Source organism: Crenobacter sp. CS_VA4 (assembly GCF_055597485.1).
The window spans coordinates 51174-73606 of the sequence record NZ_JBVMAE010000011.1 but is presented as its reverse complement, the minus strand read 5'-3'; the positions used below and the strand labels follow the sequence as shown (position 1 = coordinate 73606).

Sequence of the window (22433 nt, the reverse complement as noted above, 5' to 3'; positions counted from 1 at the left end):
GATGGTAGCAGCGGCGCACTCGGCGTCGCAGATAGGCAAGAGAGGCACGACCTCAGGCGACCTCGCGCATCTTCAGCGCCTCCACGATGTCGACCGCGACGATCCGGCTGACGCCCTGCTCCTGCATCGTCACGCCGACCAGCTGTTCGGCCATCTCCATCGTCAGGCGGTTGTGCGAGATGTAGAGGAACTGGGTGCGCTCGGCCATCCGCTTCACCAGGTCGCAGAAGCGGCTGGTGTTGGCGTCGTCGAGCGGCGCATCGACCTCGTCGAGCAGACAGAACGGCGCCGGGTTCAGGCTGAACAAGGAGAACACCAGGCTCATCGCGGTCAGCGCCTTCTCGCCGCCGGACAATAGGTGAATCGTGCTGTTCTTCTTGCCCGGCGGCTGCGCGATGATCTGGATGCCGGCGTCGAGCAGGTCCTCGCCGGTCAGCGTCAGTTCGGCGCGGCCGCCGCCGAACAAGAGTGGGAAGAACTCGCTCATCTTGGCGTTGACCGCGTCGTAGGTGGCCTGCAGCATCTCGCGGGTCTCGCCGTCGATCTTGGCGATCGCCTCCTCCAGCGTCGCCATCGCCTGCGCCAGGTCCTCGGACTGGTCGCGCAGGTAGTCGCCGCGCTTCTTCGCCTCTTCCAGCTCGTCGAGTGCCGCCAGGTTGACCGCGCCGAGGCCTTCCAGCGCGCGGGCGATGCGGGCGATCTCGGCGGCGAGCGCGTTCGGCTTCACCGCGTCGGTCAGGTCCGCCAGCAACGCCGCCTCGTCGGCCTTCGCCTCGTTGAGCTCCTCGTTGAAGCGCTCCACCGCGAGGCGCGCCTCCTGCTCCTTCAGCAGCCAAGCTTGGCGCGCGTCGCGGATCGCCGGCAGCGCGGCGTGCGCCTGCTGCTGCTGCTGGGTCAGCTGACGCAGCTTCTCGGTCAGGCCGTTCAGCGTGTCGCGGCTCGCCGCCACGCTCTGCTCGTGCAGCTCGCGCTCGGCCAGCGCCAGCTGCAGCGCATCCTCGGGCAGCGCCTCCTCGCCGGCCTCGGCCTCCAGCGTCAGCGTCTCGAGCCGTTCGGCCAACAGCTCGTCGCGGTCGGAGAGCTCCTGGGCGCGCCGCGCCAATTCGCCGCTCTTCTGTTCCGAGGTCGACAAGGCAAGGCGTGCCTCGTGCACCAGCCGCTCGGCGTCGCGGGTCTTGTTGCGCGCCAGGTTCAGCCCGGTCTCGGCGTCGAGCCGCGCGATGCGCGCATCCTCCAGCGCCTCGACCAGCTCCTCCAGCGTGATCGCGGCCTCTTCGGCGACGATCTCCGATTCGGCGATCGTCTCGACGGCGGCGCTGCGCTCGTCGGCCAGACGCTCGCGCTCGGCATTGATCGCGGCGAGCCGCGCCGCGCCCTGGCGCGCCGCCTGGTCGAGCCGCACGTGCTCGAGCGTCGCCGCGTTCAGCTCCGCCTCCAGCCGGGTCAGCGAGCCCTTCTGCGCGCGCACCGCTTCGGCCAACATGCCGGCCATGCTGACCAGCGATTCGCGGCGCCGTTGCAGCCGCTCGAGCTCCGGTGCGATCGCCTCGACCCGGGCTTGCGCCGCCTCGCAGGCGGCCTTGCGCGCCAAGAGGCTGTCGCCGCTCGCCTCGCTGTGGAACAGCACGCTCGCGGCGAATACCCGGTGGCCATCCGGCGTCAGCCAGCATTCGCCGGCGGCCAGCTCGCCGCGCCGGGCGATCGCCACGGCTAGCGAGTCGGCGCAGTACACCCCGGCCAGCCAGTCGGCCAGCGCCGCGTCGAACGGGGCCTGGACGCTCAACTTGGCGAGCAAGGTTGGGCGGCCGTTTGCCGCCGCAACGTTGGCCGAAACGCCGTCGACCAAGGCCAGCGCCGCCGGCGGCGCCTCGCCCGGCAGCGCGGCCGCGCGCGCGGCCAGCCGCTCGTCCAGCACCGCCTCGAACGCGGTCTGCCACTCAGCCGGCACCGTCACCGCCTGCCAGAGCAACGGCGCGTCGGCCAGCTTCTGTTCTGCCAACCAGCCCTGCAGCGCCTCGCCGGCCGACTCGCGCGCCAGCATCGCCGCCAAGGCGCCCGCCTCGGCCTCGGCGCGGGCGTGCTCGGCACGCCGCTGGCTCAGGTTCTCGTCGAGCTTCTCGCGCTCGCTGGCGAGATCGGCCAGCTTCGCCTCGTCGGCGGACACCCGGGCGCGCACCGCGTCGAGCGCGCTCTTGGCCCGCTCGACCTCGGCCTGCGCCGCCGCCAGCGCTGCGGTTTCGGGCAGGTTCAGATCGGCCAATTCCTTGGCTAGCGCCGCCTCGCGGCCGGCCAGCTGCTCCAGGCTGCGCCCCAGGTGTTCGCGCTGCTGGCGCGCCAGGTCGCGCTCGCGGGTCAGGTTGGCCTGCCGGGCGACCAGCTCGTTCAGCGCCTGCTCGTGGCGGCGGAACTCGGCCTCGGCGGTCGGCAGGCTGTCGGCGCCGTCCTCCAAGCCCATCTGCGCCTCTTCGAGCGCCAGCATCGCCTCCTCGCGGCGCGGCAGCCATTCGTCGAGCTCCTGCTCGACCGCGCTCTTGTGTTCGGCCAGCGTTTGCCGCTCGTTGCGCGCCGCGGACAGCTCGCGCTCGATCCGCTCGCGGTTCTGCAAGCGGTGGCGCTGCTGTTCCTCGAGGCGCGCCAGCTGCGCGTTGGCGTCGGACAGCTGCTGCTGCGCCGCCTGCACCGCGTCGCTGGCGGCATAGTGCTGCTCGCGCAGCAGCTCCAGCTCGGCCTCGACTCCGGTCGCCATCGCGTCGAGCTCAGCTTCCTGCGTTTCCAGCCTTGCCAGCTCGGAGCGCGCCGCCGCCTCGTTGCGCGCCGCCTCCTCGCGCCGTGCCAGCGCCAACAGGTTCTGCTTGTGCGTCAACGCACCGCGCAGGTCGTGGTATTGCGACGCCACTTCGGCCTGTTCGCTCAGGCGCTCGACCTGGCGCTCCAGCTCCTGCTGCAGGTCGGCGATCCGCTCCAGGTTGTCGCGGGTGTCGGCCAGGCGGTTCTCGGTCTCGCGGCGGCGTTCCTTGTACTTGGAGACGCCGGCCGCTTCCTCGAGGTAGGCGCGCAGCTCTTCCGGGCGCGCCTCGATGATGCGCGAGATCATCCCCTGCTCGATCACCGCGTAGCCGCGTGCACCGACGCCGGTACCGAGGAACAGGTCGGTGATGTCGCGACGGCGCACCTGCTGGTTATTGATGTAGTAGCTCGATTCGCCCTGGCGGGTCAGCACCCGCTTGATCGACACCTCGGCGTACTGGCCCCACGGCCCGGTGAGCGCGCCGTCGCCGTTGTCGAACACCAGCTCGACCGAGGCGCGGCCGACTGGCTTGCGCGTGGTCGAGCCGTTGAAGATCACGTCCTGCATCGATTCGCCGCGCAGCTGCTTGGCGCTCGATTCGCCGAGCACCCAGCGCACCGCGTCGATCACGTTGGACTTGCCGCAACCGTTCGGGCCGATCACCGCGACCAGCTGGCCCGGTACCGGGATCGCGGTCGGGTCGACAAAGGATTTGAATCCGGCAAGCTTGATGTGGGTCAGTCGCAAAGCGGCCTCGAAGCGGGAAAAGTCGTCAGAAGCGGCGATTTTAGCAAGCCTTGCGCGAGCCGGGTCGTCCAAGCGTGCGAACGGGCGTACGCCAGCGCGGCAAAATCATGACAAAAGGCTAGCGATGACACTATTTCCATGACTGGTTTCGCCGCCCGCGCCGTGAGGCTGTGCCATAATGCCTGCTATGGAACCGCTATCGCTTGCCGACCAATTTCTGCTCGCCATGCCCAATATGGCCGACCCGCTGTTCGCCCACGCTCTGGTGTACGTCTGCGAGCACGGTGAACACGGCGCGATGGGCGTGATCGTCAACAAGCCCTCGGGCATCGCCCTGGCGCAACTGTTCGAACAGATCGGCCTGCCGATCAGCGACGAACAGGCCGGCCTGCCGGTGTACTTCGGCGGCCCGGTGCACCCGGATCGCGGCTTCGTGCTGCACACGCCGGTGGGCAGCTGGCAGTCTAGCCTCTTGGTCACCGACGACCTGGCGCTGACCACCTCGAAGGACGTGCTCGCCGCGGTGTCCAAGGGTGAAGGCCCGGACACGCTGCTGGTGTCGCTCGGCTATTCCGGCTGGGAAAGCGGCCAGCTCGAGGAAGAAATCTCGCAGAACGCCTGGCTGACCGTGCCGGCCCGCCCGGAGATCATCTTTGCCCACGCCCCGGAAGAACGCTACGACGCCGCGATGGCGCTGCTCGGCTTCGACCCCTCCTTGCTGTCCGGCGAGATAGGGCATGCCTGATAAACCCCCTCACGGCACCGCACTGGCGTTCGACTTCGGCGAGGCGCGCATCGGCGTCGCCGTCGGCGAGCTCGAGCTCGCGATCGCCCACCCGCTCGAAACCATCGCCACCGAGGCCAACGACGCGCGCTTCGCCCGGATCGCCGCCTTGATCGCCGAATGGCGCCCGGCGCAGCTGGTGGTCGGCCTGCCCACCCACAGCGACGGAACCGAGCACGAGATGACCCGGCTGGCGAAGAAGTTCGCCCAACGCCTGAAGGGCCGCTTCAACCTGCCGGTGTGGCTGGTCGACGAGCGGCTGACCTCGGTGGTGGCCGAGTCGCTGTTGGCCGAAGCCGGCCTGAGCGGACGCCGCCAGAAGCCGGCGCTCGACCAGGTCGCCGCGCAGGCGATCCTGACCACCTGGTTCGACGAGCCCGGCCAAGCGCTATAGCGTCACCGATGCGCAACAGACAGCGCCGCCGCTGTCGTTTCCTGGTTCTATACCCCGCCTTACTCGATCGAGACCCGGCCGGCGCGGCTGATTCTCGGCGTACTGACGCTGCCATTCGGCTGGAGCCTGGTGCAGCGCCTACGCCCCAGTGCCGGCTTACTCGCCCGGAGACCCGCGGAGGCCTCGAAAAGCTGTCGTGAGCGGCACGCAGGCGAGGCGGACGGAGCACAGAAACCGGAGTGGACTTAATGTCCATGAGGATTTCTGATCGCTGGGCGTATCACAGATACGCACGCAGACCGTCCAACGAAGCATCCGTGCCGCGCAACAAGTTTTTCGAGGTTCTCGCACATGACTACACGCCTGATCGGACTGATCATCTTCATAATCGGCCTCGCCGCCTTAGGCTATCTGTGGCGGCTCGGCAGCCGCGGCGCCGCATCGGCCAACTGGCCGACCGCCACCGGCACCGTGCTCGACAGCCGAGTCGACATGCGCTTTCGCACCGGCGGCGGCGATAGCGCCAACCGCGAGTCCTATCTCGGCCTGGTTCGCTACCGCTACAGCGTCGGCGGCCAGGACTACGAGTCGACCAACCGCCGCTTCCCCAACCCCGGCTACGGCATGAATGAGAGCGAAGCCGCCGCGGTGGTCGCCCGCTACCCTACGGGCAGCGTGGTCCGGGTCTACTACAATCCGGCCAAGCCGGCCGAGGCCTGCCTGGAAACCGGCGAACACTGGACCGCGTGGGCCGGCAAGGCGATCGCGCTGGTGATCGCCGCCGCCGGCGCGATGATGCTGCTGCGCGGCTGAGTTCGGCCGGCCTTATAACCGCAGGGCAAGTTGGCCCGGCCGCGACAGCGGCACCCGATAGGCCGGATGCCGACTTGATGCTTGAGCAGGCTAGGCTGCGCGGCCCCCACCCCTAGAGCAAGCCAAGCGAATAACCATTAGCCATATTCCTCAAGGAAATATAGCGTGGCGATTGTATTCGTTCACGGCCCTGGCAAAACCGGTTAGCATAAGCTATCGGGTTACCCTCCCCGCTTACCTACTGAATCGCACGGTTACCCTCGTGATACGCCTAGAAAATCTGGAAAAAACCTTTATCGTCGACGGCCGAGCCGTGCCGGCCTTGCGCGGCATCGCGCTCGACGTGCCGGCCGGCGAGGTGTTCGGCATCATCGGCCGCTCCGGCGCCGGCAAGAGCACGCTGATCCGCATGCTCAACCTCTTGGAACGCCCTGACAGCGGCCGCATCGTCATCGACGGCCAGGACGTCACCGCGCTGTCAGAGGCCGAACTGCGCGGCATGCGCCAGCAGGTCGGCATGGTGTTCCAGCACTTCAACCTGCTGTCCTCGCGCACCGTTGCCGACAACGTCCGCCTGCCGCTCGAGCTGACCGCCAGCGGCAGCCGCGCCGAGCAGAACGCCCGGGTCGACGAGTTGCTCGAGCTGGTCGGCCTGTCCGCGCACCGCGACAAATACCCGAGCCAGCTGTCCGGCGGCCAGAAACAGCGCGTCGGCATCGCCCGCGCCTTGGCCAACCGCCCCAAGCTGCTGCTGTGCGACGAGGCGACCAGCGCGCTCGACCCGCAGACCACCCAGTCGATCCTCGACCTGATCGCCGACATCAACCGTAAGCTCAAGCTGACCGTGGTGCTGATCACCCACGAGATGGGCGTGATCCGCCGCATCGCCGACCGCGTCGCGGTGATCGACGCCGGCCGCATCGTCGAGATCGGCCCGGTCGCCGAGGTGTTCCTGCACCCGCAGCAGCCGGCGACGCAGAGCATGGTCGCCGAGCTGTCGCACGCCGACGAGCTGGAAGACTCCGGCCTGCTCTCCAGCGCCACCGGCGCGGTGTGGCGGCTGACCTTCGTCGGCGCCACCACCCACGAGCCGATCCTGTTCGACACCGCGCACCGCTACGGTCTGTCGTTCAGCCTGCTGCAGGGCACGGTGTCGCGGCTGAAGGACCTGCCCTACGGCCAGCTGGTGGTCGAATGGCAGGGTGAAACGGACAAGTTGGCCGAAGCCCGCGCAGGGCTGACGGCGCGTAATGTGGTGGTGGAGGTATTGCGGTGATGGGACTCGATTGGAGCATTCTGGACTGGGGCGAAATCGCCCTCGCCAGCTGGGACACGCTGCGGATGATGGGCTGGTCGCTGCTGTTCACCGTGCTGTTCGGCCTGCCACTCGGCGTGCTGCTGTTTTTGACCTCGCGCCGCCAGCTGTTGCAGAACAACTGGTTCAACAGGGCACTGTCCTTCGTCGCCAACGTGCTGCGTTCGCTGCCGTTCCTGATCCTGCTGGTGGTGATGATTCCGCTGACCGCTTGGCTGGTCGGCACCTCCTTGGGCGTCGAGGGCGCGATCCCGCCGCTGGTGGTCGGCGCCACGCCGTTCTTCGCTCGCCTGGTCGAAAACGCGCTGCGCGAGGTCGACCGCGGCGTGATCGAGGCGGTGCAGTCGCTCGGCGCGAGCCGCCGGCAGATCGTCTGGAAGGTGTTGCTGCCCGAGGCCCGTCCGGGCCTGCTCGCCGCCGTTACCGTCACTGCGATCACGCTGGTGTCGTACACCGCGATGTCCGGCGTGATCGGCGGCGGCGGTCTCGGTGATCTCGCGATCCGCTACGGTTATCAGCGCTTCCAGACCGAGGTGATGATCGTCACCGTGCTGATCCTGATCGTGCTGGTGCAGTTGCTGCAGATGTTCGGCGACTGGCTGGTCGCCCGCGTCTCGCGCAAATGATTTCACGCCGGGCCGCCACGCTGGCCCGGCAGGTTTTTGCAGTCCCCGTCTCACTGGAAATCCTAGGAACGAAACAATGAAGAAGACCCTGATCTCGCTCGCGCTGGCTGCCAGCGCCTTTGCCGGCGCCGCCGTGGCCGGTGAAAAACTGGTCGTCGCCGCCAGCCCGGTGCCGCACGCCGAAATCCTCGAGCACATCAAGCCGGCGCTCGCCAAGCAGGGCGTCGACCTCGAGGTGAAGGTGTTCACCGACTATGTGCAGCCGAACGTGCAGTTGGCTGAAAAGCGCGTCGACGCCAACTTCTTCCAGCACAAGCCCTACCTCGATGAGTTCAACAAGAACAAGAAGACCAACCTGGTGCCGGTGACCGCCGTGCACGTCGAGCCGTTCGGCGCGTACTCGAAGAAGGTGAAGTCGGTCGCCCAGCTGCCGGACGGCGCGACCGTGGCGATCCCGAACGACCCGTCCAACGGCGCCCGCGCGCTGCTGTTGCTGCAGAACAACGGCCTGATCAAGCTGAAGGACCCGAACAACCTGCTCGCCACCTCGCGCGACGTGGTGTCCAACCCGAAACACCTGAAGTTCCGCGAACTGGAAGCCGCCACGCTGCCGCGCGTGCTCGACCAGGTCGATCTGGCGTTGATCAACACCAACTACGCGCTGGAGGCGAAGCTCAACCCGACCAAGGACGCGCTGTTCATCGAAGGCAAGCAGTCGCCGTACGCTAACCTGCTGGTCGCCCGTCCGGACAACAAGAACAGCGCCGCGATGCAGAAACTCGCCCGCGAACTCAACAGCGCCGACGTGAAGAGCTTCCTCGCCAGCAAGTACAAGGGCGCGATCGTTCCGGCGTTCTGATCCCCCTTCTGTCACATCCGCATGCAGCCACCCGCCTGGGTGGCTGTTTTTTTGCCCCTGTAGTTGCATTTGTACTTACAAAATAAATATAAATATTCATTTAAATGAATAGGACATCCTGAATAACAGGAATAAATCCCGGCCAAGCACTACCGGCATCACTGCTTAATATTCATTAACAGTTCACGGCAACGATTAACAGTTTCCGCGTTGATCTCTTTTCCGCCGCATGCAAATCTTCAAGCATGAGAAACGATATCGCCATGGCGCTGATTATTCCGTATTTTTTCGCACGCGCTTGAAACCGCGGCAGGAGGACCGACATGAAACCGCTGCTGAAGAAATGCCTGATCTATTCGCTGACCGCGCTGACGCTGGCGCAGCTGGCCGCCTGTGTGGTCGTTCCGGCCCGCCCTTATTACTATGATTCGCCTCATCCGCACTACTGGCATCACCACGATTATGATTAATGCGAATCTCCCTTCTCTCACCGACCGCCGTGCCAAACACGGCGGTTTTTGCTGATTGGCGATCGTCGCCATTAATCACCCGATAGCAACCAACCCATTAATCCGGATTTTTACATTAGGAAATATTCGGTAACCAAAGCCCTGACAAAACGGGATTGCCTGTTTAATTGGCAGACTGAATACTAGGGGCGTATTCAATGCATCGCATTGGAAACCGCCTAATCGAGATGAAAATAAAATGACTAGCTTCCGAAAAACCCTAAGCATCGCCCTATTCAGTGTCCTGGCCGCTGGCTTCGCCAGCAGCGCGATGGCCGAAACCGCCTGGCAGCACAACCACCCGCGCCGCGTCGAGGTGAACCACCGCCTCGCCAACCAGAACCACCGCATCAACCAGGAAGTGCGCGAGGGCGAGCTGTCGCACCGGCAGGCCAAGGGCCTGCACCGTGAAGACCAGCAGATCCGCCAGGAAGAACGCGATATGGCGAGCCAGAACCATGGCCACCTCACCAAGCAGGAACAGCGCACGCTGAACCAGCAGGAAAATGCCGTCAGCCGCCAGATCGGTCAGTAAGGCGGCGCGCCGGGCTGGCCAGCGCTTCGGCCAAGCCGGCTTAATGGCCGGCTGCCCACAGACCAAGAACAACCCTTCCGGAGACAAGCACCATGCTCAAGAAATCGCTGATCGGCGCGCTGGTCGTTGCCATCCTGCTGCCGCTGACCGCCTGCGCCTACCCGCCGCCGAACTGGCAACCGCCCCCGCCGGCACCGCGCTGGCAAGGCGGCCCTCCGCCGAACTGGAACCCGGCGCAGCACCCCTACTACCTGCACGCGATGAGCGACCTGCGGATGGCGCGCGCCTACCTCAACCGTCCGGACTACGACCCGGTCGCGCACGATGAGCGCATCGCGGTCAACGAGATCGACGCCGCGATCGGGCTGATGCGCCAGGCCGCTTTCGACGACGGCAAGAACCCGAACCAGCAGTTCCCGATTGATGCCAACCTGCGCCCGACCGACCGCTTCCACCAGGCGCTGATCCTGCTCGGCAAGGCCCGCCAGGACGCCAGCCACGAGGAAGATGACCCCTATCTGCGCGACCTGCAGCGCCGCATCGTCCAGCACATCGGCAATGCCCAGCGCGCGGTCAATATGGCGATCAACGACGCCTTGCGCTGAGCCGAGCGTCACGCCCCCATCGACCACCGTCACCGTACGGCGGTTTTTTCATGCCGGCCGGTTCGGCCAACCTTGCCAGCACCGCGATCTGTTTATGTGCCGCGCAACTGGCCGTAGCAGCTGGTCAGCCACGCATCGAGCCGTTCCAACTCACTGAAGAAGGCCTGCTGCTCGTTATCGGCCACCGCGACTCCCATCTTGCCCGCCCTCTCCAGCACCTCGGCCGACTGGCCCAGTGCACTGGCCCCAACCATCCGGCTGGCCCCCTTGATACGATGGGCAAACCAGGCAATCTGCTCCGCGTCCTGTTGTCGCAACGCCAGACGTAGCCCCTCGACATCGTCGTCATTGCTGCCCAAGAAGTCGCGCAATATTTCTTGCTCGACCGCCAGGTCCCCTTCGCTATAGACGGCAAGCATGGCTTGGTCGAGCGGTGGCAAGGCCGCCTGGTCTCGAGATGCCGGCTCCTCCTGTCCGGAACGACTCGTTGCCGAAGGGAGGTCCTCCGGATAGCCGCCGGTTAGCCAGCGCCCCAGTGCTTCCGATAGCGCAGCCAAACCCAGCGGCTTGGTGAGAAAGTCATCCATACCGGCGGCCTGGGTGCGTTGGACCTCCTCCTGCCCGGCATTGGCGGTGCACGCAATGATCGGCATGCGGGGCTGTCCCTGCTCCCTCTCCAGCCGGCGCACCTCACAAGCCAATTGGTAGCCGTCCATCTCCGGCATGTGGCAATCGGTGAGGATCAGGCCATAGCGCTTGTGCTGCCATTGCCGCAGCGCCTCGACGCCGTTCTCGGCCCAGTCTGCTCGGTAACCCAGTTTCTGCAGCTGTTTGAGGGTGAGTTTGCGGTTGGTCGGATTGTCTTCCACAAACAGGATCGGCAACAGATTGGCCGCGGCTTCCTGCAGCGGTTTCACCGACGCGGCGCGCGGCGACACCGCCTGGCCGGCCATGACCCTTGCCGGGATTTGCAATCGCGCAATCGTCCCCTTACCCAGTTCGCTTTCCAGCTCCACCTGCCCCCCCATCAACTCGGCGAGCCGGCGGCAGATCGCCAGACCGAGCCCGCTGCCCCCGAAGCGCCGCGTCGTGGTGGATTCCGCCTGGGTAAAGGGTTCGAACAGCTTGGCCATGTTTTCCGCGCTCATCCCGATCCCGCTATCGTGGACTTCGAAAACCAGCACTTGATGGGCATCCGCCATCGGGCCCGCGGTCGTCAGCCGCACCGCGATCGTCCCCTGCGAAGTAAATTTGATCGCATTGCTCAAGAAGTTCTGCAATATCTGGCGTACCCGCAACGGATCCGCCTCCACCGTCGTCGCGACCTCAGGGGCCACCCAGCTTTGCAGATACAGCCCGCCATTGGAGGCCGTCTCGCGATACAGGGAAACGACCTGTTCGATGAGAATCCGCGGGGCCACCGGTTCCGGATTGATGTCGAGCTTGCTGGCCTCGATCTTGGAAAAGTCCAGGATGTCATCGATCAGGCGTAGCAGGGTCTGCGCCGACTCCTGGATGGTGACGACCGTGTCCTGCTGTTCCGCGTCGAGCGACATGCCTTCCAGCAATTCCAGCATGCCCAGCACCCCGTTCATCGGGGTACGGATCTCATGGCTCATCGTCGCCAGGAAGGCGCTCTTGGCATGGTTGGCCTGATCGGCCTGATCGCGCGCCCAGCGAAGGGCGATTTCCGAGACTTTGCGTTCGGTGGTGTCAAGACAAGCGAGCAACATGCCGTTCCCATCGATCGAGCGCCCCTCCAGCTGAACCCAGATGGTCTCACCATTACGCTGCCTCAGGAACTGCCATTCACCATGGACCTCCCCACGGTTGTCCCTGCCTCGGAGCAAGGCGTCGCGAAACAGCCCCCACTCCGCTTCGTCAGCGAACAGCCCGCGAAGAGGGCGCCCTTCCATGCCTTGTTCGGAGAAGCCGAAGAGCTTGCAGGCGGCCTCGTTGGCACGACGAATCGAGAAATCGGTATCCAGGCGCAGCAAGCCCACCGGTGAGGCACTGTAGATCGCCTCTTCGTCCCGCAAGACCTCGAGCAATTGCTGCTCGCTGATCTTTCGTTTGTCCTCTTCCTCGTAATACCCCAGCGTTCTGGCAAACACATGCAGCAGCGCCGCGATGTCGGTAACGCATGGCCGATACAAGACGATATAGGCCTTCAGCGTTCCCCCGAGCTCGGCCGGCCAGCACATCCAGCCGGGCAGGCTGGTGATAGCCCGCTGTACATCCTCCAACTCTTGTCCAGGGTGGTCGACGTGCTCCGGCAGCAACCCGGCCAGTACCCGGCTGCCGTGTGGCGGTGCAGGACCACGACTGATCAGACAACCGGTCTCCGCCAGCGAAAAGCGGATGAGGGTCTCGAGCAGCGCGTCGAACACGGTCGGGCGTGCCCCCCCTTCCAGCAGCATGTTTTCAATCTGGGAGATGGCCGACAGCAGGGCCAGGCTGTGCTCCAGCGAGAGTTCGGTCTGCCGGCGCTTGTTTTCGTTGCGGATGACCAGCAACGCCAGGGCCTCCCCCTCCGATGCCACCGAGCTGGCGGTGATGCTGGCATGGAACGTCGCCCCATCCTGGCACCGTCCTGTGGCTTGATCGCGACGTCGTAGCAACAGACTGGCGACCTCCAGCCCCTCAGGCTGGCCGTTGAGCGTCAGGAACCGGGTAATGTCTTGGCGGACCATGCTGTCGACGGGGAAGCCGAACATCCGGACCGCCCCTTGATTGGCCATCAGAATCTGATTGTCGTGCCGGATCGCGAAAATGGCTTCATCGGTGGAGTCGAGGACGCGCTGCACAAAATACAGCGGCCGCATCACTCGGCGCGCCAGCACATACAGCAAGGCCGCGAGCAAGAGCACGGTCAGGCCGGCCAACACCAAGGTACGCAGCAGTTCGCCGCGGTAATGGCGGATGCTGTCCTCGGTCTCTATAGCGCTGAGGTGCGACACCTCCCGGAACAGCTGGCTGGCCTCGATCAGCAGCCGGCTATTCAAGACAATGGCCGCTTGCCGCTGCTCGGCGCTGATCGTCGCCCCCGGCTGCGCCAAGCGCGCGACCTGGCTCTCGCTGCTCGTGCCTAACTGGCGGGCCAGTTCGGCGGTCTCGATCAACTGGCGGTGCAGCGTCTCGCTTTGCATGGCGCGGACGGTCTGCCGCAAGCGTTCGAACAGCAGGTCGGCCCGCTCAGCCACCGCACGCTGCTCAGACTCTTCGGTGCTGTTGAGCCGCCGGCCCAGTTCGGCCCGGACCTGCAGCGCGCTGCCCTGTGCGCGCAGGCTGCGGCTGAGAAACCAGGTGTTGAGCTTGGCATCGGTCAAGCGGGTCATTTCCGGGTTGGACTGGGCGCCCAGCACAAAGCCGCTCTCGACCAACAGGGCATCCACACTGTCGAGCAAGTGCGTCACCGCCAGCGCGTACCCGAAGCCCAGTGCCTCCTCCCGCCGAAACGGTCGGACGGTCAGCGCACGATCCACCTCCAGACGGAGGCGTTGCAGGTTGTCGATGGCCTGGAGGACCTTGACGCCCGGCACGCTCAGCGCGACCCCGTCGATCTGTTGCAGCCCACGCTGCAAGGCGGATTCGCTGCTCTGCTGGAGCGCCTTCAACTGCACTAATTCCTGTGCGGACGGCGCCGTCTCCCGGGCCAGCAGCACGCGCGTCTGAGTGCTCTCTTGCTGGATCAGATCGGCCGCCGCGTAGAGCAGTGTGCTGGACTGGTTCAACTTGTCCAGGCGTGACGCGAGACGATACTGGTCGAGCGAGCCGCTCAGCAGGATGCTGAAGATGACGGCCAGGATGACGCACAGCCCAGCCACGATCCCGATGACCGCTCGACTGATGGCCCGGGTCTGATTGACGCTGGCGTAAGGGGGGCGCATTGCTTCCTTTCTGTCTTAGAGCCTATTCATAATCTTGCTGCGCGGCCCTGATCGGGGCTCATGCGCTCGGCGTGCGAATCTAGTGATTCGCTCAGCGATCGGAAATCCTCATGGACACCACGTCCATTCCGGTTTCTGCGCTGCTCTTCACCCCGCTGAGGCCCGCTCGCGACAGATTCTGAACAGGCTCTTATTCGTCGCTGCTTTCTTCCACCACGACGGCAATGCGCGACACGCCGTAACGGTCATGATGCTCGCGCAGCACCTCTAACTGAGTGGCCGTGATCCGACTGCCGGCGGGCAGCAGCAGGTGGCCGCTCTCGCCGAACAGGTCCTTGGCCAGCAAGGCACCGGCGGGAACATGCCACAATTCGATTTCTTGTAACGAGCCGGGATCCGGGGAGACAGCCATCGGGGCTCGAGCAGACTGCTGGCGGGCAAACTCGGTTTCGTCGAGTTCAGCGGCGTAATACGCGAAGGGGTCGACTGGCGGACGCGGACGCGACATGACCAGGCTGATCGCCTGCTCCACGTCGGCGGGCTTGGGCGGCTTCACGATGAAGTCGTCAGCGTGCAGCTGCACGGCCTGCACCACATTGACGCGGTCGGAGTAGGCGGACAGAAACAGGAAGGGCAGATTGGGCGAATTGATCGTGTGCCCGCAACGCAGCTCCTTGAGCAGATCGAGCCCATTCATCGGGCGCATCTCGATATCGCAGATGATCAGGTCCACCACGCGGACCTCCAGCAGGCGTAACGCCGTCGTGCCGTCTTGGGCCTGCGAGATCAGCTCCGGACGAAACCCCATGGCCTTCAGGCCCTGGACCATCAGGGTGCGGACCAGCGCCTGATCGTCGACGAGCAGCACCCGTAATTTTGCGTAGTCGATAGCCATATCAATACCCCTTAATATTCAAAGCCAACACTATGACGATAGACTAATTATCGACGGCTTTGAATGGCATTTGCGATACTCGAGGCGCTAAGGACCCAATGCCTTCGATTACTGACAAAAACGAGTATGGCTCGTCGCATTCCATGCCGGTGCCAACACAGGAGGGCGCCAGCTGCGCGGCAACGGGGGTTGTTATCTAGAGGCTCTAATGCTGCATCGCTCGATTGGCAGTGCCGCTTCGCTGGTCTAGCGTGGGATAAGAGCCGCTAAGATGGCGACGAGGGGACGACGATGGCAGGACGGACCAGGATCGGGCTGGTGATGGCCGGTGGCGGGGCGCGCGCCGCCTACCAGGCCGGCGTGCTGCTGGCGGTGGCCAAGCTGTTACCGGCCGGCGTCGGCAATCCGTTTTCGATCATCTGCGGCAGTTCGGCCGGTGCGATCAACGCCGCCGGCCTCGCCTGCGGCGCCGCCGAGTTCCGCCGTACCGCGATCGCCCTGTCGCAAGCCTGGCAACGGTTGCACGTGCCGATGATCTACCGCGCCGACGTCGGCTTCTTCGTGCGACGGGGCCTGCACTGGGGGCTGTCGCTGGTCAGCGGCGGCCTCGGCCCATACAACCCGCGCGCGCTGCTCGACAACGCGCCGCTGCGCGAGTTGCTGTCTGGCTTCATGCGGCTCGACCAGCTCGGCCCGGCGATCGCCAGCGGCGCACTCGACGCGCTCGGCATCACCGCCTCGAGCTACAGCACCGGCCATTCGGTGACGTTCTTCGACGGCCGCCCGGAGCTGACCGGCTGGCAGCGCCAGATACGCGCCGGGGTACGTGCCACACTGACGCTCGACCACCTGCTCGCCACCTCGGCGATCCCGATCCTGTTTCCTGCGCAGCGCATCGCCGAGCACTACTACTGCGACGGGGCAATCCGCCAGCTGGCGCCGCTGTCGCCGGCACTGCACCTGGGCGCACAAAAGCTGTTCGTGATCAGCCTGTCCGGCGCGCACCTGCCGAACCCGCACCACGGCCCCTGGCACTACCCGTCGCTCGCACAGGTGTTCGGCCACCTGCTCAACAGCGTGTTCTTCGACGGCATGGCCAGCGACATCGAGCGGCTCAGCCGGATCAACCAGACCGTGTCACTGCTGCCGCCGGACCTCTTGGCGCAGCACGCCACGCCGCTGCACCGGGTCGAGGTGTTCACGCTGGCACCGAGCCGGCCGCTGGAAGAGATCGCACAGGAGCACGCCCACGAGTTCCCGGCCATGCTGCGCTTTCTGCTGTCAGGCACCGGCGCCACCCAGCCGCACGGCCTGTCGCTGGTAACGTATCTGCTGTTCGAACCGGGCTTCTGTCACGCGCTGGTCGAGCTGGGCTACCACGACGCGCTGGCCCGCCGCGACGCGATCCGCGCCTTCCTGGAGCTGCCCGGCGGCGCCCCGGCGACCGGGCTCGCCGATTGACGCGGCCGGACCCGGCTGCTTATGCTGCCCCTCCCATCATCGACCAGACTGCTCCGACCTCACCATGCGCCTGATCCTCGCCATCCTGGTTCCCTGGCTACAGTTCCTCACCATCGGCCGACCGTTCGCCGGGCTGTTCTGCCTGGTGCTGCAGCTAACGCTGATCGGCTGGATCCCGGCAGCGATCTGGTCGGCGTATGCACTGAGCCAGTACAAGACCGACCAGAAGATCGCCCGGGCGATGGGACGGCACCGCTGGGCCACGCGGGTTGGCGCTTCGGCCAAGCTGACCCGGTCGCGGCCCGGCCCAGAGCTTTACCATAGCGTTCGATAGCCGTCCGCGATCACCGTCAGCGCAAAATAGCCGAACAGCACGGCCGAGCCGACATTGCAGTACAGCACCAGTCGGTTGCCGAGCAGGTGCCGGCCGCGGCCGGCCAGAAGCGCCAGAAACCCACTCCAGACCAGTCCGCCGGCGAAGAACCCGCCGAGGAACACACCGTTCATCAACGCCGAGCCGTCGGTGGACTGGGCGATGATCGCGCCGCCCACCGCGGCGAACCAGAAGAGCGAGGTCGGCGAGGCCAGCGCCATGCCCAGACCGCGCAGCAGCTCGCGCCGGGCCGACCAGGCCGCGCTACCTGCGGCGCGCTCGCCCGCTAGCGACCCGGCGTCTTGCCGCGATGCCTGCCAGGCCGCCAGCGCCATCCGCCAGGACAGCCAAATCAGCACCGCCCCGCCGCCCAGCCACAGCAGCCAGCGCACTGAGGTGTAATTGAACAGCAGCGCCAGGCCACACAGCGACAGCAGCGCGTAAAACAGGTCGCCGAAGCAGGACCCCAGGCCCACCAGGAAGGCAGGCCGCGTTCCGGACCGCATGCCGGTGTTGATCAGCGCGGTATTGACGACGCCCAGATCCAGGCACAGCGACAGCGAGAGCAGAAAACCCTTGAGGATGACCGCGAACATGGGGTAGGGCCTTGTGCAAAGTGAGCAATGCCGCAAGGTAACGCGCCCGCTGCCTGGCGGTATTGTCAAAAATTGATCTGGCGGAATTGCCCCGGGGTCATCCCACAGAAGCGGGAAAAGGTCCGGGTGAAGTGGGCCTGGTCGGCAAAGCCGGCTTCGAGCGCCACCTCGGCGATCGGCCGACCGGCACGCAGCAACCGGCGTGCCAGGCCGAGGCGTTGCTGCATCAGCCAGGCCAGCGGCGGCAGACCGACCAGACGATGAAACGAGCGCACCAGATGGGCCGGCGAGATGCCTTCCGCGGCCGCCAGCGCCTCGAGGCTCGGCACCGTGCTCAGGTCGCTGAGCAGCCAGTCCTGTACCCGCGTCGCCCGCGCCAGGTCGAGCGGCAGGCGGGTCGGCGCCGCCTTGTGCTTCGCCTGTTCAAGCAGTAGCGACAGCAGCGTCACGCAGCCCTCTTCCGCTTCCGCACCACGCGTCTGCGCGACGGCGCCCAGCGCCCGGACTAGCCCGGCATCACGCGCACAAGGTTGGCCGAAAGCGAACGGGGTGTGGAAATAGTGCTCGAACGCCGCCGGCTGCACATAGAACGACAGACAGCGCCAGGCCCCGTCGCTGACCGCGCGACTTGCCTGCACCTCCCCCGGGTTGTAGGTAGTCAGCGTCGCGGTATCGGCCTCGAAGGTCTTGCCGTCCAGCCACACCTGTTCCAGTCCGTTCAGGCTGGCGCTGATCACGAACTCGTCGTGGCTGTGCTTGGGAAAGCCCTGGGACGGCACGCTCACCAGGGCGAGTTCGAGAAAATCGTTGCGAAAGGAGATCATTTTTTCAGGAACGCGAGACGCGCCAGAGCCGGGCCACCGCCCAGCCTGACGCGATCCGGCCTCAGCTCAGCGGCAGCGTCAACACGCCGGCCGCGCCGGCACGCTCGCGCAGCGCCGCGTACCACGCCTCGAGACGCGGCCGGCCTTCGCTCGGCAGCTCGAGGTTCAGCCAGTTGTGCACCGAGCAGCCGACTGCGATGTCGGCGAGGGTGAACACATCGCCGGTCAGGAACGGCGCGTCGGCCAGCCGCTGCTCAAGCATAGGCAGCAACAGTTCGGTCTTCTGCCGCGACGCCTCGATCGCCGCCGGGTTGCGCTCGGCCGCCGGGGTGCGGATCAGCCCGGCGAACGCCGGCGTCAGCGCCGGCTGCAAGGTGGTCGCCTGCCAGTCGAGCCAACGCTCGACGTCGGCGCGCTGCTGGAGACCGGCCGGGTACAGCGGCGTGTCCCCCTGCTTCGCGGCGAGATAGCGCAGGATCGCGTTCGACTCCCACAGCACGAAACCGTCGTCCTCGATGGTCGGCACCAGGCCGTTCGGGTTCAGCGCGCGATACTCCGGTGTGGTCACCACGCCGAACTGCCGGCCAGCGTCGAGCCGCTCGAAACCGATGCCCAGCTCCTGCGCTGCCCACACCACCTTCTTCACATTGGTGGAATTGATCCTGCCCCAGATCCGCAACATGCCGTCCCCTTGTTGAACCGTTAACGTCCGAAAGCGTCAGTGTAGCGCCGCGCCATGACGTCCGGGAACCGCGCACAACAAAACAGCCACCCGAGGGTGGCTGTCGATCACGGCAGAGGCAAACGCTCAGCGCTTGCCGCGCGGCTTGCTGCTCGCGGCGGTGCCGGCGGTGGTGCGGCTGCCCGGCTTGTTGCCCTTAGGCTTGCGCGCGGCAGCCGGTGGCGCATCCTGGAAGCGTTGGGTCGGGTGGTGGGCGGTGCGCGCGGTGTTGAAGCGCTGGCCCGGGCGGGCCGGACCGCTGCCTGGTGGGGTCGGCGGGATCAGATGGTGCTTGCCGTAGCCGATCAGGTCCTGGCGGCCCATGTCGAGCAGCGCGCCGTGGATGATTTCCCAGTTTTCCGGCGCGTGGTAGCGCAGGAAGGCCTTGTGCAGCTTGCGGCGGTAGCCGTCGCGCACCACGTCGACCTTCTCGGAGCTGCGCGCCAGTTTCTTCAGCGGGTTGCGGCGGGTATGCCACATCGTCGTCGCCATCGCCATCGGCGTCGGCATGAAGGTCTGCACCTGGTCGAGGCGGAAGTTGTTCTTCTTCAGCCACAGCGCCAGATTCATCATGTCCTCGTCGGTAGTGCCCGGGTGCGCGGCGATGAAGTACGGGATCAGGTACTGTTCCTTGCCGGCCTCCTTCGAGAACTTCTCGAACAGCTCCTTGAACTTGTCGTAGCTGCCCATGCCCGGCTTCATCATCTTGGAGAGCGGGCCCTCCTCGGTGTGCTCCGGCGCGATCTTCAGATAGCCGCCGACGTGGTACTTGACCAGCTCCTTGATGTACTCGGGCGACTTCACCGCCAGGTCGTAGCGCAGGCCCGACTGGATGTTGATCTTCTTCACCCCCGGCAGCGCACGTGCCTTGCGGTACAGCTGGATCAGGCTGCTGTGGTCGGTGTTGAGGTTCTCGCAGATGTCCGGGTACACGCACGAGAGCTTGCGACAGGACTTCTCGATCTTCGGGTCTTTGCAGGACAGCCGGTACATGTTTGCGGTCGGGCCGCCGAGGTCGGAGATGTGGCCGGTGAAGCCCTCGGTCTTGTCGCGGATTTCCTCGATCTCTTTCAGGATCGACTCTTCCGAACGGCTCTGGATGATGCGGCCCTCGTGCTCGGTGATCGAGCAGAAGGTGCAGCCGCCGAAACAGCCGCGCATGATGTTGACCGAGTACTTGATCATCTCCCAAGCCGGGATATGTGCCTTGCCGTAGGCCGGGTGTGGATTGCGCGCGTAAGGTTGGCCGAACACGAAGTCCATCTCTTCGGTGGTCAGCGGGATCGGCGGCGGGGTCAGCCAGACGTCGCGCTCGCCGTGCAGCTGTACCAGCGCTCGGGCATTGCCCGGGTTCGATTCCAGGTGCAGGGTGCGGCTGGCGTGCGCGTACAACACCGGGTCGTAGGCGACCGCCTCGAACGACGGGATGCGCACCACGGTCTTGGCGCGCTGCGCGCGGCGGATCGCCACTCGGTCGTGCACGTTCATGAACTTGATCGGCTGGACTGTCATGGCCTGGGCCGTCGCGCCGCTCGCCTCGGCCTGCTTGGCCGCCTGCTCGGGGATTTCTTCGTAGGGGTTGATGTGCGCGTCGACCCGGCCCGGGACGTCGACGGTGGTCGAATCCATCTCTTCCCACTCGTCGTTCGGCTTCCAGCCGTGCGGCACGATGAAGGCGGTGCCGCGCACGTCGCGCATCTCGGACAGCTTCTCACCGGCGGCGGCGCGGTGGGCGATCTCGACCAGCGCGCGCTCGGCGTTGCCGTACAAGAGGATGTCGGCCTTGGAGTTGACCAGCACCGACGGGCGCACCTTGTCGCTCCAGTAGTCGTAGTGCGCGATGCGGCGCAGGCTCGCCTCGATGCTACCGATCATCACGCCGACGCCCGGGTAGGCCTCGCGGCAGCGCTGCGCGTACACCGTCACCGCGCGATCGGGGCGCTTGTTCGGCTCGCCGTGCGGGGTGTACGCATCGTCCGAGCGCGGCTTCTTGTCGGCGGTGTAGCGGTTGATCATCGAGTCCATATTGCCGGCGGTCACGCCGAAGAACAGGTTCGGCTTGCCCAGCTCGCGGAACGCGTCGGCGCTGTGCCAGTCCGGCTGTGCAATGATGCCGACGCGGAAACCCTGCGCCTCCAGGAGACGCCCCACCAGCGCCATGCCGAAGCTTGGGTGGTCGATGTAGCAGTCGCCCGACACCAGGATGATGTCGCAGGAATCCCAGCCGAGCTCGTCCATTTCAGCGCGGCTCATCGGCAGGAACTTGGCGGTGCCGAAGCGCTGCGCCCAGTACTTGCGGTAGGAAGTGATCGGTTTGACGTTGCTGGTCGGTGGCGTGTTCATGGTGGGTGTGGTTTCCGGCAAGGCGCGCATTATGCCAGAAAAGCGCGCTGGGCTCAGCAAAAATCCTGCTCAATCAATCATCTACGCAAAAACGGCAGACCGGGTCGGCGGTCTGCCGTTTGTGGGTCCAAGGTTGGCCGAAAGCGCGGCTCAGTGGCTGTTCTTACCGGCTTCGGCGAGGCGGCGCTTATGCTCGCGCTCGTTCTTCAAGTCCTCGCGCTCCTTGATGCGGCGCGCTTCGCGGGCCTTCGACTCCTCTTCCCAGACGCGCCATTCGTCCGGGGTCTCCAGCGTGATCCGGCCGATCGCGCCAGCGCGAAAATCGGTCAGCACGATCTCGGCGGCCTTCTGGATATTGACTCGGCCGCCGCCGAGCATCGCGCCGCGGCGGCGGCCGATCGCGTCGAGCACCTCGACGTCCTGCTGGCCGTCGACGCCGTCCTTCAGGCCGTAGCGCGCCACCAGCTCGTTCGGGTAGTTGGCGATCAGGTAGGTCAACAGCACCAGCGCGACCTCTTCCTCGTCCATCGCGTTGCGGCCGACCGCGCCGCTGGCGGCGAGGTTGTAGCCGCCCTCTTCGACGATGATCTTCGGCCACAGCATGCCCGGGGTGTCGAACAGCCAGAAGCCGTCGGCGAGGATGATGCGCTGCTCGCCCTTGGTCACGCCCGGCTCGTTGCCGGCCTTGGCGACCTTGCGGCCGGTCATCGTGTTGATCAGCGTCGACTTGCCGACGTTGGGGATGCCGCAGATCAGCACGCGCAGCGGCCGCTCGACGCTGCCGCGGTTCGGCACCAGGTCGAGACAGGCGTCGATCAGCTTCTTGGCCGGCGAGCGCTCGCCGGCGTCCATGCCGATCGCCTGGGTGTGGCTCTTACCCTTGTAGTAGTCGATCCACTGCCGGGTACGTTGCGGGTCGGCCAGGTCCTGCTTATTGAGGATCTTCAGCGCCGGCTTGCCGCGGGTCAGCTGCGCGATCATCGGGTTGGCGCTGGACGCCGGCAGACGCGCATCGAGCATCTCGATCACTACGTCGATGTCCTTGACGCGTTCGGCCACCGCCTTCTTGGCCTTGTTCATGTGGCCTGGGAACCATTGGATCGCCATCGGTTTATCGCTTTCGTAAAGGGTCGAGCAAGGACGTCAGTCCGTTCAGCTGGATTTCGTGCGCCAGCGCCAGCAGTCGGCCGATCTCGCCGGGCGGAAATCCCTGACGGGCGAACCAGTCGAGGTAGTTTTCCGGCAGGTCGGCCAACAGCGTGCCCTTGTACTTGCCAAACGGCATGCGCAGGGTCACCAGGGTTTCCAAATCAGCGGCTTGCATCGCGGGAGGACTCGTCGGGAAGGGGCGCATT

At 65.7% G+C, this 22433-nt stretch carries 19 protein-coding genes and 1 pseudogene; 11 read left to right on the top strand and 9 right to left on the bottom strand.

Going from position 1 to position 22433, the window contains the following annotated elements:
• Nucleotides 1–52: 52 nt before the first annotated feature.
• Nucleotides 53–3535 (bottom strand): chromosome segregation protein SMC, encoded by a 3483-nt coding sequence (gene smc, locus ACZ2IA_RS12230; protein WP_470292858.1) that lies wholly within the window; start codon nt 3533–3535, stop codon nt 53–55.
• Between the two features lie 187 nt (nt 3536–3722).
• On the opposite strand from smc, the gene ACZ2IA_RS12225 reads away from it, so the two are divergent.
• The 9 genes from ACZ2IA_RS12225 to ACZ2IA_RS12185 all read left to right on the top strand — a co-directional run bounded on the left by ACZ2IA_RS12225 (nt 3723) and on the right by ACZ2IA_RS12185 (nt 9975).
• Nucleotides 3723–4280 (top strand): YqgE/AlgH family protein, encoded by a 558-nt coding sequence (locus tag ACZ2IA_RS12225; RefSeq protein ID WP_470292857.1) that lies wholly within the window; start codon nt 3723–3725, stop codon nt 4278–4280.
• Nucleotides 4273–4713: a Holliday junction resolvase RuvX gene (ruvX, locus tag ACZ2IA_RS12220; RefSeq protein ID WP_470292856.1), complete on the top strand. Its 441-nt coding sequence runs from the start codon at nt 4273–4275 to the stop codon at nt 4711–4713. Before ACZ2IA_RS12225 ends, ruvX begins: the two co-directional genes overlap by 8 nt.
• 351 nt (nt 4714–5064) lie before the next feature.
• Entirely contained in the window at nt 5065–5526 is a 462-nt protein-coding gene (locus tag ACZ2IA_RS12215; RefSeq protein WP_470292855.1) for a DUF3592 domain-containing protein, read from the top strand.
• 262 nt (nt 5527–5788) lie between these two features.
• Nucleotides 5789–6802, top strand: coding sequence for a methionine ABC transporter ATP-binding protein (locus ACZ2IA_RS12210; RefSeq protein ID WP_470292854.1), 1014 nt, complete (start codon nt 5789–5791; stop codon nt 6800–6802).
• The gene (locus ACZ2IA_RS12205) at nt 6802–7467 is read left to right on the top strand and encodes a methionine ABC transporter permease (RefSeq protein WP_470292942.1); all 666 of its coding nucleotides are present in this window, start codon (nt 6802–6804) and stop codon (nt 7465–7467) included. The genes ACZ2IA_RS12210 and ACZ2IA_RS12205 overlap by 1 nt, the downstream gene beginning before the upstream one ends.
• A 76-nt stretch (nt 7468–7543) precedes the next feature.
• Entirely contained in the window at nt 7544–8326 is a 783-nt protein-coding gene (locus ACZ2IA_RS12200; RefSeq protein ID WP_470292853.1) for a MetQ/NlpA family ABC transporter substrate-binding protein, read from the top strand.
• 323 nt (nt 8327–8649) lie between these two features.
• On the top strand, nt 8650–8796 hold the full coding sequence (locus ACZ2IA_RS12195; protein WP_470292852.1) for a hypothetical protein: 147 nt from the start codon (nt 8650–8652) through the stop codon (nt 8794–8796).
• A gap of 238 nt (nt 8797–9034) precedes the next feature.
• Nucleotides 9035–9370, top strand: coding sequence for a hypothetical protein (locus tag ACZ2IA_RS12190; RefSeq protein ID WP_470292851.1), 336 nt, complete (start codon nt 9035–9037; stop codon nt 9368–9370).
• Nucleotides 9371–9462: 92 nt separating this feature from the next.
• Complete coding sequence (locus ACZ2IA_RS12185) at nt 9463–9975, top strand: hypothetical protein (RefSeq protein WP_470292850.1); 513 nt, start codon at nt 9463–9465, stop codon at nt 9973–9975.
• Between the two features lie 92 nt (nt 9976–10067).
• On the opposite strand, the gene ACZ2IA_RS12180 is transcribed toward ACZ2IA_RS12185, so the two are convergent.
• Nucleotides 10068–13865, bottom strand: a complete 3798-nt coding sequence (locus ACZ2IA_RS12180; RefSeq protein ID WP_470292849.1) for a hybrid sensor histidine kinase/response regulator — start codon at nt 13863–13865, stop codon at nt 10068–10070.
• A gap of 190 nt (nt 13866–14055) precedes the next feature.
• Nucleotides 14056–14760 carry a response regulator gene (locus ACZ2IA_RS12175; protein ID WP_470292848.1) on the bottom strand — a complete coding sequence of 235 codons (705 nt, stop codon included), beginning with the start codon at nt 14758–14760 and terminating at the stop codon, nt 14056–14058.
• A gap of 291 nt (nt 14761–15051) precedes the next feature.
• Here ACZ2IA_RS12175 and ACZ2IA_RS12170 point away from each other — a divergent pair, with 291 nt between their 5' ends.
• Complete coding sequence (locus tag ACZ2IA_RS12170) at nt 15052–16221, top strand: patatin-like phospholipase family protein (RefSeq protein ID WP_470292847.1); 1170 nt, start codon at nt 15052–15054, stop codon at nt 16219–16221.
• 64 nt (nt 16222–16285) lie between these two features.
• A pseudogene (locus ACZ2IA_RS12165) lies at nt 16286–16471 on the top strand (YqaE/Pmp3 family membrane protein); the annotation flags it as partial.
• Between the two features lie 65 nt (nt 16472–16536).
• Here the strand turns inward: ACZ2IA_RS12165 and ACZ2IA_RS12160 are convergent.
• The 6 genes from ACZ2IA_RS12160 to ACZ2IA_RS12135 all read right to left on the bottom strand — a co-directional run bounded on the left by ACZ2IA_RS12160 (nt 16537) and on the right by ACZ2IA_RS12135 (nt 22402).
• On the bottom strand, nt 16537–17190 hold the full coding sequence (locus ACZ2IA_RS12160; protein ID WP_470292846.1) for a LysE family translocator: 654 nt from the start codon (nt 17188–17190) through the stop codon (nt 16537–16539).
• 65 nt (nt 17191–17255) lie between these two features.
• A complete protein-coding gene (locus ACZ2IA_RS12155; RefSeq protein WP_470292845.1) occupies nt 17256–18014 on the bottom strand; it encodes a helix-turn-helix transcriptional regulator in 759 nt (252 codons plus the stop codon).
• Between the two features lie 61 nt (nt 18015–18075).
• Complete coding sequence (locus tag ACZ2IA_RS12150; protein WP_470292844.1) at nt 18076–18696, bottom strand: glutathione S-transferase family protein; 621 nt, start codon at nt 18694–18696, stop codon at nt 18076–18078.
• Nucleotides 18697–18822: 126 nt separating this feature from the next.
• Entirely contained in the window at nt 18823–21078 is a 2256-nt protein-coding gene (locus ACZ2IA_RS12145) for a YgiQ family radical SAM protein (RefSeq protein WP_470292843.1), read from the bottom strand.
• Between the two features lie 150 nt (nt 21079–21228).
• Complete coding sequence (gene ylqF, locus ACZ2IA_RS12140; protein WP_470292842.1) at nt 21229–22185, bottom strand: ribosome biogenesis GTPase YlqF; 957 nt, start codon at nt 22183–22185, stop codon at nt 21229–21231.
• Between the two features lie 4 nt (nt 22186–22189).
• Entirely contained in the window at nt 22190–22402 is a 213-nt protein-coding gene (locus ACZ2IA_RS12135) for a DUF3820 family protein (RefSeq protein WP_470292841.1), read from the bottom strand.
• Nucleotides 22403–22433 lie beyond the last annotated feature (31 nt).